This window comes from Undibacterium sp. TJN25 (assembly GCF_049339885.1).
Taxonomy (GTDB): Bacteria; Pseudomonadota; Gammaproteobacteria; order Burkholderiales; family Burkholderiaceae_D; genus Undibacterium.
In genome coordinates this window covers 73,834-86,287 of record NZ_JBMPPM010000009.1, presented here as the reverse complement: position 1 = coordinate 86,287, position 12,454 = coordinate 73,834, and the positions used below count along the sequence as shown (strand labels likewise).

At 55.0% G+C, this 12,454-nt stretch carries 12 protein-coding genes and 1 tRNA gene; all 13 read left to right on the top strand.

Annotated elements, in window-relative coordinates; all coding sequences use genetic code 11:
* Positions 1–37 precede the first annotated feature (37 nt).
* The 13 genes from ilvC (at position 38) to ACO0LO_RS21325 (ending at position 12,408) form a co-directional block, all read left to right on the top strand.
* A complete protein-coding gene (gene ilvC / locus ACO0LO_RS21385; RefSeq protein WP_422967182.1) occupies positions 38–1,054 on the top strand; it encodes a ketol-acid reductoisomerase in 1,017 nt (338 codons plus the stop codon).
* A gap of 557 nt (positions 1,055–1,611) precedes the next feature.
* Complete coding sequence (locus ACO0LO_RS21380; protein WP_422967180.1) at positions 1,612–2,034, top strand: hypothetical protein; 423 nt, start codon at positions 1,612–1,614, stop codon at positions 2,032–2,034.
* A 155-nt stretch (positions 2,035–2,189) separates the two neighbouring features.
* The gene (locus ACO0LO_RS21375) at positions 2,190–2,942 is read left to right on the top strand and encodes an SIMPL domain-containing protein (RefSeq protein WP_422967179.1); all 753 of its coding nucleotides are present in this window, start codon (positions 2,190–2,192) and stop codon (positions 2,940–2,942) included.
* Between the two features lie 228 nt (positions 2,943–3,170).
* Positions 3,171–4,034 (top strand): CDP-diacylglycerol--serine O-phosphatidyltransferase, encoded by an 864-nt coding sequence (gene pssA, locus ACO0LO_RS21370; RefSeq protein ID WP_422967177.1) that lies wholly within the window; start codon positions 3,171–3,173, stop codon positions 4,032–4,034.
* A gap of 358 nt (positions 4,035–4,392) precedes the next feature.
* Positions 4,393–5,931: a 2-isopropylmalate synthase gene (locus ACO0LO_RS21365; RefSeq protein WP_422967175.1), complete on the top strand. Its 1,539-nt coding sequence runs from the start codon at positions 4,393–4,395 to the stop codon at positions 5,929–5,931.
* Positions 5,932–6,110: 179 nt separating this feature from the next.
* Positions 6,111–6,380, top strand: coding sequence for a 30S ribosomal protein S15 (rpsO, locus tag ACO0LO_RS21360; protein ID WP_188565838.1), 270 nt, complete (start codon positions 6,111–6,113; stop codon positions 6,378–6,380).
* 205 nt (positions 6,381–6,585) lie between these two features.
* A complete protein-coding gene (gene pnp, locus ACO0LO_RS21355; RefSeq protein WP_422967172.1) occupies positions 6,586–8,736 on the top strand; it encodes a polyribonucleotide nucleotidyltransferase in 2,151 nt (716 codons plus the stop codon).
* Positions 8,737–8,854: 118 nt separating this feature from the next.
* Positions 8,855–9,835 carry an NAD(P)H-quinone oxidoreductase gene (locus ACO0LO_RS21350; RefSeq protein WP_422967484.1) on the top strand — a complete coding sequence of 327 codons (981 nt, stop codon included), beginning with the start codon at positions 8,855–8,857 and terminating at the stop codon, positions 9,833–9,835.
* A gap of 170 nt (positions 9,836–10,005) precedes the next feature.
* A complete protein-coding gene (tpiA, locus tag ACO0LO_RS21345; RefSeq protein WP_422967170.1) occupies positions 10,006–10,755 on the top strand; it encodes a triose-phosphate isomerase in 750 nt (249 codons plus the stop codon).
* 82 nt (positions 10,756–10,837) lie between these two features.
* Entirely contained in the window at positions 10,838–11,233 is a 396-nt protein-coding gene (gene secG / locus ACO0LO_RS21340; protein WP_422967168.1) for a preprotein translocase subunit SecG, read from the top strand.
* Between the two features lie 85 nt (positions 11,234–11,318).
* A tRNA-Leu gene (locus tag ACO0LO_RS21335) sits at positions 11,319–11,403 on the top strand.
* 153 nt (positions 11,404–11,556) lie between these two features.
* Positions 11,557–11,916: an NADH-quinone oxidoreductase subunit A gene (locus ACO0LO_RS21330; protein WP_422967166.1), complete on the top strand. Its 360-nt coding sequence runs from the start codon at positions 11,557–11,559 to the stop codon at positions 11,914–11,916.
* Between the two features lie 15 nt (positions 11,917–11,931).
* Entirely contained in the window at positions 11,932–12,408 is a 477-nt protein-coding gene (locus ACO0LO_RS21325) for a NuoB/complex I 20 kDa subunit family protein (RefSeq protein WP_188565832.1), read from the top strand.
* Positions 12,409–12,454 lie beyond the last annotated feature (46 nt).

Here is a 12,454-nt window from a genome sequence, read left to right as displayed (position 1 = left end):
CTACCCATTCAATTCAATTAAATTACTAGGATTAAAAATGAAAGTTTTCTACGATAAAGATTGTGACCTGTCCCTGATCAAAGACAAAAACGTAACCATCATCGGCTACGGTTCCCAGGGCCATGCGCACGCACAAAACCTGAACGATTCCGGCTGCAAAGTGACTGTCGCATTGCGTAAGGACGGCGCGTCCTGGAACAAGGCAAAAAATGCCGGCCTGAACGTAGCTGAAGTCAATGAAGCCGTTAAAGCGGCCGACGTTATCATGATCTTGCTGCCGGACGAAAACATCGCCCAGGTCTACAACGAAAACGTCGCTCCTTACGCCAAACAAGCCGCGGTACTGGCATTTGCACACGGCTTCAACGTCCATTATGGCCAGGTTGTACCGCGTGCCGATCTGGACGTCATCATGATCGCGCCGAAAGCGCCGGGCCACACCGTGCGCGGCACTTACAGCCAGGGCGGCGGCGTGCCTCACCTGATCGCCGTGTACCAGGACAAATCCGGTTCCGCGCGCGACATCGCTTTGTCCTATGCGATGGCCAACGGCGGCGGCCGTGCCGGCATCATCGAAACCAACTTCCGCGAAGAAACCGAAACCGATCTGTTCGGCGAACAGGCAGTATTGTGCGGCGGCGCGGTTGAACTGATCAAGGCAGGTTTCGAAACGCTGGTGGAAGCCGGCTATGCGCCTGAAATGGCCTACTTCGAGTGCCTGCACGAACTGAAGCTGATCGTTGACCTGATCTATGAAGGCGGTATCGCCAACATGAATTATTCGATCTCCAACAATGCAGAGTACGGCGAATACGTCACCGGCCCTCGCATCGTGACCGAAGATACCAAGAACGCGATGCGCCAATGCCTGAAGGATATCCAGACCGGCGAATATGCGAAGAGCTTCATTCTGGAAAACAAGGCAGGCGCTCCGACGCTAATCTCGCGTCGCCGTTTGACTGCCGAACATCAGATTGAAGAAGTGGGCGGCAAGCTGCGGGCCATGATGCCATGGATCGCTAAAAACAAACTGGTAGATCAATCGAAAAACTAATTCAATTCGTTCGCCAAGCATCACCCAGTGTGCGCTTGCAAGCGCACACGGCTTGAAGCCGAAAAGCTGCACGCATGTGCAGCTTTTTTTTCGCCTTCAAGTGCGCATGGATCGCTAAAAACAAACTGGTAGATCAATCGAAAAACTAATTCAATTCGTTCGCCAAGCATCACCCAGTGTGCGCTTGCAAGCGCACACGGCTTGAAGCCGAAAAGCTGCACGCAGGTGCAGCTTTTTTTTCGCCTTCAAGTGCGCATGGATCGTCAAAAACAAACTGGTCGATCAATCGAAAAACTAATTCAATTAATTCGCTGGGCATCATCCAGTGTGCGCTTGCAAGCGCACACAGCTTGAAGTCGAAAAGCTGCACGCAGGTGCAGCTTTTTTTTCATCTGAAAATAAGCAGAGCGTCAATAGAAAATAAATGGCCGTTGCCGGGTTTTGAGTAAACCAGCCAGAGCTTGCATTTCGGTAATATACTTACCGCTCTTCAAGCTGATTCGCAGTTTGATTCTATGTCCCCGGATTACAGCTCTTTTGAAAGTGCGCCCGTTGATATGAGTGAAGTCTTTACGCCGCATGGCCGGTTCAGCCTGCATATCGATGACCGCGTGATCGTGTCCGAGGTGACGGGACCGTGGAATCTGGAACTGGTGAAGGACTGGGCCAGGGAAGTCAATCCCTATGCGGAGCAGATGCAGAATGGCGGCCCCTGGGGCGGCATTGCCATCATCCATGAATCCATGCTGTGCACGCCCGAAGCAATGACGGCCATAGGCGCAGCCTCATCCTATGCGGTCGCGCACTATGGATGCATCGCCCAGTTGGTGGTCGCGGCCAGGGATGTTGCCGGCAGGGGCGTGGTGGAATCTGCATTTCACCGCCTGTATGAAGATGTCTGCGCCTGCGAATTCTTCGACGACTATGCCGCGGCCAAAGTCTGGCTGGACCAGTTGATTCTGGAAAAGGCTTCAGCATAGCTGTTGCCGGAGCTGGCAGGTCCATCTCCCATCCCCCATCTTCAAGCTCATCCCGGATATTGCCGCACGCAATTGTTAGTGATTGTGAATGAATTGGCAATTTCTGAAGCTTCATGGCAAGCTTCGTCGCCTGAACGCTTTTTTTGGAGAAAACTATGAAACCTGTCATCGCTGTCGCCGCCGCAAGTGTAATCGCTGTTATTGCTCTGCCTGCTGCTTTACCTGCCCACGCCCAGCAGGTGAGTGGCGCCCTTGTCACTGTGTCCGGGAGTGCCGACATCAAGGCCGATAACGACCAGGCCGTCGCCACGTTCTTTATTGAAGAGCAGGACAAGGAAAAGGACAAGGCTGCTTCCCGCGTCAACCAGAAGATGAAGACCGGCACGGACATCATCAAGAAGGAAGACCCGCAAGCCTTGCTGACCACGCGCGGTTATTACACCTACCCGGTATATGCCGACGAGGTGGCATCCGCCTCCAGTCAGCCGCGCAAGCGCACCCAGACCGGTTGGCGCGTGGGCCAATACCTGGAAGTGAAGACGCAGAACCTGAAGCAGCTGCCTGCGACGACAGCTGTCGTGCAAAAGGTGCTGGCGCTGAATGGCCTGTCTTTCGGCTTGTCCGATGCAGCTGCCAAAAAATTGGAAGCTGAGCGCCTGGAAGCCAGCTACAAGAACCTGCTTGAAAAGGTCGGCGTCATTGCTGCTGCAATGGGGCGCAAGCCGGTGGATGCGGTCATCGAATCTGTCAACTTTGACGGCAATGACAATGCCGAACCTGTTTTTCGGGCCGCGCCAATGATGATGGCGAAATCCTCGCGCATGGATGCGGACGTGGCGGAGCCCAGTTTTGAGCCCGGCATCACCACGCTGAATGCCCGGGTTGTGGGTAAGATCAGGCTCAAGTAAGCCTTACTGCTGACGCTGCGGGCATGTATTACCCTGCATGCCCGCAGCAATAGTTTTCCTGCGAGGAAATAGGGGGTATACTTCAGCGGCACTCAGGCTTCTTCCAGGAAAATTTCAAAATAAAATAATCTGGAACGCTCCCCGGGCGCCGAGATGGATTAAATCATGGTGACCCGTCGCCCGATCAAGTATATTTACACTCCAATAATATAAACGCTGAAAATTCGCATGACATCTCCCCCAAGCCGCAAACCCAAAGGCAGTTTCAAGCTTTTCCCCAAGCGGGCCCGCAAAGGTCAATTTGCGGCTGATGCCGTTGCGCAGGAGCGGGGGCGTCCGGTCAAGAGGCGGCGCGGCATTTACCTGCTGCCGAACGCATTCACTACCGCCGCATTGTTTTGCGGCTTCTATGCCATTGTCATGGGCATGAACAAGCTGTTTGACCAGGCGGCGCTGGCGATATTCGTGGCAATGGTGCTGGATAGCCTGGATGGGCGCGTGGCCCGCATGACCAATACCCAGAGCGAATTCGGTGCGCAGTACGACAGCCTGTCGGACATGATTTCCTTTGGCGCGGCGCCTGCGCTGGTGGTATATGAATGGTCGCTGAAAGGCATGGGCAAGCTGGGCTGGCTGGCGGCGTTCGTCTATTGCGCCGGCGCCGCGCTGCGGTTGGCGCGTTTCAATACCAATATTGCCGTCGTCGATAAACGTTATTTCCAGGGTTTGCCCAGTCCTGCAGCGGCAGCGCTGGTCGCCGGCTTTGTGCTGCTGATGGAAGACCTGCACTTTATCGGCGCCAGCCTCAGCTGGATCGCCTGGTTCATTACGCTGTATGCAGGCTTGACCATGGTGACCAATGTGCCTTTTTACAGCTTCAAGGATGTCAACCTGAAGCGTTCTGTGCCCTTCATTGCACCTTTCCTGATCGTGCTGGCGTATGTGGCGGTGGTTAGCGATCCTCCCAAGGTGCTGTTCGGCCTGTTCGTGCTGTATGGGCTTTCCGGTTACGTAGTCTTGTTATGGCGGTGGCGCAATGGCCGTCCTATCAGCATCGTGCAGACCACGGTGGAAACCCACGACGAAAAGTGAGTCTTGCCGCGATATCAAATCCTCGGGGCCACGCCATGCGAATGCGGCGTGGCTTTTTTGTTTTTGACGCTTATTTGTTGAGGAAACCTGCTATAAATTCTTGCACTTTCCGCTGATCGCGCTTATAGTCTTTGCATGAATTTTGCGCTCACATCCTTCGCAATATACGCCACAGCAGGCCTACGAGGCTTGCTATTGCCGCTACCGGCAACCCATCTAGTGCGGTAAACGCGCTAAATCCCCCCATTCCCACAATTTGAGCCGTCTCCCCATCCATGTGTGATTTGCAAGGATAGGCGGAAGGGCATCAAAATTTTTTGAATCAGACACGCAGGCTTACTCATCAGGAGAGCAGATCATGGCAGAAAAACTCATCATATTCGACACGACCTTGCGCGACGGCGAACAATCGCCCGGCGCTTCAATGACCAAGGATGAAAAAATCCGTATTGCACGCCAGCTGGAACGCCTGAAGGTGGACGTGATCGAGGCTGGGTTTGCCGCTGCTTCGCCGGGCGATTTCGAGGCCATCAAGGCCATTTCATCGACGGTCAGGGAATCCATTATCTGCTCGCTGTCGCGTGCCAATGACAGGGATATTTCACGCGCCGCCGAAGCGCTGGAATCGGCGGAAAGAAAACGCATCCACACCTTTATCGCCACTTCTCCGCTGCACATGGAGAAAAAGCTGCGCATGACGCCGGACCAGGTGTTTGAACAGGCCAGGCAGGCGGTGCGCTTTGCCCGCAAATTTACCGATGATGTGGAGTTCAGCCCGGAAGACGGCAGCCGCTCCGATATGGATTTCCTGTGCCGCGTGATTGAGGCAGTGATCGCCGAGGGCGCCACCACGATCAACTTTGCAGACACCGTAGGCTACGGCGTGCCTGAACTGTACGGCAATATGCTGAGGACGTTGCGTGAGCGTATTCCCAATTCCGATAAGGCTGTCTGGTCCGTGCATTGCCACAACGATCTCGGCATGGCGGTTGCGAACTCGCTGGCCGGCGTCATGATAGGCGGCGCGCGCCAGGTGGAATGCACAATCAACGGCCTGGGCGAGCGTGCCGGCAATACTGCACTGGAAGAAATCGTGATGGCCGTACGCACCCGCAAGGACCATTTCAACCTGGATTTCAACATTGACACGACGCAGATCGTCGCGACATCCAAGCTGGTGTCGCAGATTACGGGGTTTGCCGTGCAGCCTAACAAGGCAGTGGTAGGCGCCAATGCATTTGCCCATGCGTCCGGCATTCACCAGGACGGTATCCTGAAGGCGCGTGATACCTACGAGATCATGCGTGCGGAAGACGTGGGCTGGAGCGCCAACAAGATCGTGCTGGGCAAACTGTCGGGCCGCAACGCCTTCAAGCAGCGGCTGGAAGAGCTGGGCATCAAGCTGGAATCCGAAGCCGATGTCAATGCTGCGTTTGCCCGTTTTAAAGAGCTGGCGGACCGCAAGTCCGAAATCTTCGATGAAGACATCATGGCGCTGGTGTCGGACGAAGAGCATGCGCACGAGAATGAATACTATCGCTTTGTGTCGCTGGCGCAGCATTCGGAAACCGGCGAGCGGCCGGCCGCAAAAATCGTCTTTGTCATCGATTCCAAGGAAGTGACCTGCGACGGCCATGGTAATGGTCCCGTCGATGCCATCGTCAATGCGATTGAATCCCGCACGCAAAGCGGCTCGGAACTGCTGCTGTTCTCCGTCAATGCAATCACGACCGGCACCCAGTCGCAAGGCGAAGTGACGATGCGCCTGTCCAAGGCAGGGCGCATCGTCAATGGGGTAGGCGCAGACCCGGATATTGTTGTTGCCTCAGCGAAAGCTTATCTGTCGGCATTGAATAAATTGCATTCCAAGATAGAAAAGCTCAATCCGCAGATCTAACGCCGCACGCACGGGGTAATGCGCGGGCAGATATTTGATTCGCCATCGCATTTGTGCTATATTCACGCGTCTTGCCATCCCGGCAGGACGTGTTAATGCTTGTTTAATCACGATAAAGTGAAGGGTTGCGGGGCTCAGGTCCTGGTTCTTACTCTTTTTATCGCATGTTAAGGAATATTATGTCTATTGAAAAAAACGCTAAAGCCGCCATCGTTGCGGACAATGCCCGTGGTCAGAACGACACAGGTTCTCCGGAAGTGCAAGTCGCTTTGCTGACTGCACGTATCAACGACCTGAATGGTCACTTCAAGGCTCACGCTAAAGATCACCATTCCCGTCGCGGTCTGATCATGATGGTCAATCGTCGTAAGAGCTTGTTGTCTTACCTGAAAAACAAAGACTTGAACCGTTATCGTTCCCTGATCGAAAAACTCGGTCTGCGTAAGTAATTCATTGCTTTTTACAGCAAAAGTTTTATAGCAAAAAGCCTGCGTCAGTTCACTGTCGCGGGCTTTTTGTCGTTGGTGCAGCATGCAGCATCGGTTTTATGAAGTTTTGTAGTGTGCAGTAAGACGACCCTTATTCCTGGAATCGTCCGTGGTGAGGTGAACGACAGCGCCTGAAAATCTGTCGGCAAAATAGAAAGGACGCATTATGTTTAATAAAGTTACTAAAACCTTCCAGTACGGTCAACATCAAGTTACCCTGGAAACCGGTGAGATCGCTCGCCAAGCCTCCGGCGCAGTCCTGGTTTCCATCGAGGATACCGTGGTACTGGCAACCGTCGTTGCGCGCAAGGATGCCAAGCCAGGCCAGGATTTCTTTCCCCTGACTGTTGATTACCTTGAAAAAACCTATGCTGCCGGGCGTATCCCTGGCGGTTTCTTCAAGCGCGAAGGCCGGCCTTCCGAAAAAGAAACCCTGACTTCCCGTCTGATCGACCGTCCTATCCGTCCATTGTTCCCGGAAGGTTACATGAACGAAGTGCAGGTCATCGTGCACGTATTGTCGGTTAATCCTGAAATCGATCCGGATATCGCCGCAATGATCGGCGCTTCCGCTGCACTGTGCGTTTCCGGCGTTCCTTTCAGCGGCCCGGTTGGCGCCGCGCGCGTTGGCTACATCGATGGCCAGTATGTACTGAACCCGACTTCCACCCAGCTGAAAACTTCAGCGATGGATCTGGTGGTTGCCGGTACTGAGCAGGCGGTGCTGATGGTTGAATCTGAAGCGCAGCAGTTGTCTGAAGAAGTCATGCTGGGCGCAGTGGTGTTCGGCCATGACCAGATGAAAGCAGTCATCAATGCGATTCACGACCTGGTGCGCGATGGCGGCAAGCCTGAAGTGCAATGGGCGCCAGCGCCGAAGAATGAAGTGCTGATTTCTGCTGTCACGGCAGTAGCGGAACCGCTGCTGCGTGCCGCTTACCAGACTAAAGAAAAACAAGCCCGTACCCAGTTGCTGAAAGATGCGACTTCCAAGGTTGGTGCTGCACTGGCCGAGCAGGCTGCTGCAAAAGGCGAATCCGCTCCGGATTCCTCTGAAGTGGGCAATATCCTGTTTGACCTGGAAGCGAAAATCGTTCGTTCCCAGATCCTGGACGGCGAGCCACGTATCGACGGCCGCGACACACGCACTGTGCGTCCTATTTCCATCCGCACCGGCGTATTGCCGCGTACGCATGGCACGGCGCTGTTCACCCGTGGTGAAACACAGGCACTGGTAATTGCTACTCTGGGCACAGCCCGTGACGAGCAAAAAATCGATGCACTGATGGGCGAATACTCAGACCGCTTCATGCTGCATTACAACATGCCTCCGTTTGCAACCGGCGAAACAGGCCGTGTAGGCACGCCTAAGCGCCGCGAAATCGGCCATGGCCGTTTGGCCAAGCGTGCATTGCAGGCTGCATTGCCATCTCCTGAGGATTTCAGCTACTCGGTACGTCTGGTTTCCGAAATCACTGAATCCAATGGTTCGTCGTCGATGGCTTCCGTCTGCGGCGGCTGCCTGGCCTTGATGGATGCAGGCGTTCCGATGAAGGCGCACGTCGCCGGTATCGCAATGGGCCTGATCAAGGACGGCAACAAGTTTGCCGTGCTGACCGACATCCTGGGTGATGAAGATCACCTGGGCGACATGGACTTTAAAGTGGCCGGCACTGCAGAAGGCATCACTGCGCTGCAAATGGATATCAAGATCCAGGGCATTACCAAGGAAATCATGCAAGTCGCACTGGCGCAAGCCAAAGAAGGCCGCGTGCACATCCTGGCAAAAATGCAGGAAGCCGTACCTCACGGTAAAGCTGAACTGTCTGACTTCGCTCCGCGCCTGATCACTGTCAAGATCAATCCGGAAAAAATCCGTGATGTGATCGGCAAGGGCGGCGCAGTCATCCGCGCGCTGACGGAAGAAACCGGCACGCAGATCGATATCAGTGATGAAGGTATCGTGACTATCGCTTCCGTTGATGCAGCCGCAGGCCAGGAAGCCAAGCGCCGTATTGAAGAGCTGACTGCTGAAGTCGAAGTGGGTAAAACCTACGACGGCACAGTGCTGAAACTGCTGGACTTCGGCGCGATCGTACAGATCATGCCGGGCAAAGACGGTTTGCTGCACATCAGCCAGATCGCCAATGAGCGCGTGAACGCAGTTGCCGACTACCTGAAAGAAGGCCAGCAAGTACGCGTAAAAGTGCTGGAAACAGACGACCGTGGCCGCTTCAAGCTGTCGATGAAGGCTGCAGCGGAAGCTGAGCCTCAGCAGCAACAGCAGCAATCGGCTCCGCAGCAACAGCCGGAGTAATTTCCGGGCGGCGCAAGCCGTTCCGATCTCTGAAAACGCCCGTGTTCAACGGGCGTTTTTTTTATCGGATAGAATCGGTTTTTTCCTAAAGGATGCGGACATGAAAGATGTGGACATGATGCGGGCGATAGAAATTTCCCAGTACGGCAAGCCGGAAGTGTTGAAATTGTGCGAGCGCGATATTCCCCAGCTGAAGGCTGGCGAAGTATTGATCCGTGTATTGGCGGCCGGCATCAACCGGCCTGACGTATTGCAGCGCATGGGTCATTACCCCGTACCGCCTGGCGCATCCGATCTGCCGGGACTGGAAGTAGCGGGCGAAATTGTTGATGGCGACCTGGCTGGCAGCGGCTTTAAAAAAGGCGACCTGGTCTGTGCATTGGTGCAGGGTGGCGGTTATGCGGAATACTGCGCCGCGCCGGTGGGGCAGTGCCTGCCTGTGCCTGCGGGTTTATCGGCAGTGGAGGCGGCTTCGCTGCCTGAGACTTTCTTTACCGTGTGGACGAACGTGTTTGACCGTTCGCGGCTCTCCGCAGGCGAGACGCTGATGGTGCAGGGCGGTACCTCCGGCATAGGCGTCACCGCTATCCAGATCGCTACCGCGATGGGTCACAGGGTGTTTGCCACCGCAGGTTCCGACGACAAATGCCGGGCCGCGGAGCGCCTGGGCGCGGAGCGCGGCATCAACTATAAAACCGAGGACTTCAGGGAAGTCGTCAAGTCGCTGACCGGCGGCAAGGGCGTGGATGTGATCTTGGACATGGTGGCGGGCGACTACGTGCCGCGCGAGATCGATTGTCTGGCCGATGACGGCCGGCTGGCGCTGATTGCCCTGCTGGGCGGGGCCAGCGCGACCATCGATCTGTCGCAGGTGCTGCGCCGCCGGCTTAGCATATCCGGCTCCACGCTGCGGCCGCGGCCGATGGCTTTCAAGGCGGCGATTGCGCAACAATTGCAGGCCAGGGTGTGGCCTTTGCTGGAATCCGGCAGGATCAAGCCCGTCATCCATCAGGTATTTCCGCTGGAGCAGGCGGCGCAAGCCCATGCGTTGATGGAAAGCAGTAATCACATTGGCAAGATTGTGCTGCAAGTGGCCTGACGTTTTGTTGTTTTGGTTCGGGGCTTTGCCTGTGAGGTTTCCCACTGCTTGCCCCAGCTTTCCTGATTTTTGCCTTTTTTGTGTTGGTTTGCCAAGTTTTATGGGGCCGCTTGTTTGACCCCTTATAGCGCACGGGCTACAATAGAGGGTTAATTGAATTTTGGGTGGCCATGCGACGTACTCTGATAGCCGGTAACTGGAAGATGAATGGCAGCTCTGCTGCCAATGCTGCATTGCTGGCCGAAATCAAGGCTGGACTAAAAGCCGGTGCGGGATGCGATGTACTGGTTTGTCCGCCTGCGCCCTATTTGCTGCAATGTGCTGATGTACTGGCCGGCAGTGCAGTGGCGTGGGGCGCTCAGGATGTATCTGCGCATGTTGCGGGTGCCTACACTGGAGAGATGTCGGCGGCAATGCTGGCGGATTGTGCTTGCCAGTATGTGATCGTAGGGCATTCCGAGCGCCGGGCGTATCATCTTGAAAGCGATGCCCTGGTAGCGCAAAAAGCCTTGCAGGCGCTGCAAGCGGGATTGACGCCGATTGTCTGTGTCGGCGAGACCCTGCAGCAACGCGAACTGGGGCAGACCGATAATGTGGTCACTGCGCAATTGCAGGCGGTGCTCGACATGCTGGATGTCGCCGCGCTGGATAGTATTGTGGTGGCGTATGAGCCGGTATGGGCAATTGGTACCGGCAAGACTGCAACGCCGCAGATGGCGCAGGACGTGCACGCAGTATTGCGCAGCCTGATCGCCGCTAAGGATGCGGATGCCGCGCAGCGCGTGCAGATTTTGTACGGTGGCAGCATGAAGCCTGATAATGCCAAGGAGTTGCTGGCAATGGCGGATATAGATGGCGGTCTGATAGGCGGCGCAGCGTTGAAATCGGCAGACTTCCTGGCGATTGTGGCGGCAGCCTGATCCGCGTCGGAAAGCGGTGCGAGGCAGGGATTCGTTTTGTTTTTGTGGTGTGGTAATGATTAATTTTAATTGGGTGTATTGAATGCAAACTATGTTCACTTTGGTAGTGATTGTTCAGGTTCTGGCGGCGCTGACGATTATCGGTCTGGTTCTCTTGCAGCACGGTAAGGGTGCTGATATGGGTGCCTCATTCGGCTCGGGTGCATCCGGCAGCCTGTTCGGCGCTACCGGTTCGTCGAACTTCCTGTCCAAATCTACCGGCGTTGCCGCTGCAGTTTTTTTCGCAGCAACCCTGGCGCTGGCATACATGGGTGCAAACCGCAATACAGCACCTTCCGCCGGTGTGATGGATAATCTGCCTGCCGTTAAAGCGGTGACTGCTGCCGGTGCTTCCGCCGCTGCCGCAAGTGCGCCTGCTGCTCCTGCAGTTGCTGCGCCTTCCAGTGCTGCGGGCCAGGCAAACCAGATCCCTAAATAGTTTTGTTTCGCTCTGTAAAAAGCATTGAGTTGGTGCAATTGTGCGTTGAACAATGACGCTGCTCATAGTAGAATACGGGGCTTAGGCCGACGTGGTGAAATTGGTAGACACGCTATCTTGAGGGGGTAGTGGCGAAAGCTGTACGAGTTCGAGTCTCGTCGTCGGCACCAATAAAAAAGTATGGCCAGTGTTCTTCAACTGGCATAGTCGAGGAAGTGGTCGTTTTGATTCATCGAATCATTCAAAGGGTGTTCTTAAGGCTGCATCAAGCAGCCGATTTGCGGAACACCCTCAACGTATCGTTCAATTACAGGTAGCCTAACGTGAACCTCGAAAATTATTTCCCTGTTCTCTTATTTATTCTGGTCGGTATCGGCGTTGGCGTCGTGCCGCAGGTGCTGGGTCGCGTTCTTGCGCCCTTTAAGCCTGATGACCAAAAATTGTCTCCTTATGAGTGCGGCTTCGAAGCTTTCGAAGACGCGCGCATGAAGTTTGACGTTCGTTATTATCTGGTGGCAATCCTGTTTATCTTGTTTGACCTGGAAACCGCTTTTTTCTTCCCGTGGGGCGTCGCAATGCGCGACCTGGGATGGTACGGTTTTCTGATCATGCTCGGTTTCATTGCCGAATTCGCGGTTGGCTTCTGGTATATCTGGAAAAAAGGCGCCCTGGATTGGGAGTGATCGAAGGAAACTATTATGGCAATTGAAGGCGTATTAAACGAAGGTTTTGTCACCACAACGGCAGACAAGCTGATCAACTGGACACGCACGGGTTCGATGTGGCCCATGACGTTCGGTCTGGCATGCTGCGCGGTGGAGATGATGCATGCAGGTGCGTCGCGTTACGATCTGGATCGTTTTGGCGTGGTGTTTCGCCCATCGCCCCGCCAGTCGGATGTGATGATCGTGGCCGGCACGCTGTGCAATAAAATGGCTCCGGCCTTGCGCAAGGTATATGACCAGATGGCGGAGCCACGCTGGGTGATTTCCATGGGTTCATGCGCCAACGGCGGCGGCTACTACCACTATTCGTATTCCGTGGTACGTGGATGCGACCGCATCGTACCTGTCGATATTTATGTTCCTGGCTGCCCGCCGACTGCGGAAGCTTTGTTGTACGGCATTATCCAGTTGCAAAACAAGATTAAGCGTACCAATACAATAGCGCGCTGATACTGGTGCTTGCGTAAATCGCGCGCGCAGCTTGTGCGTGCATCCG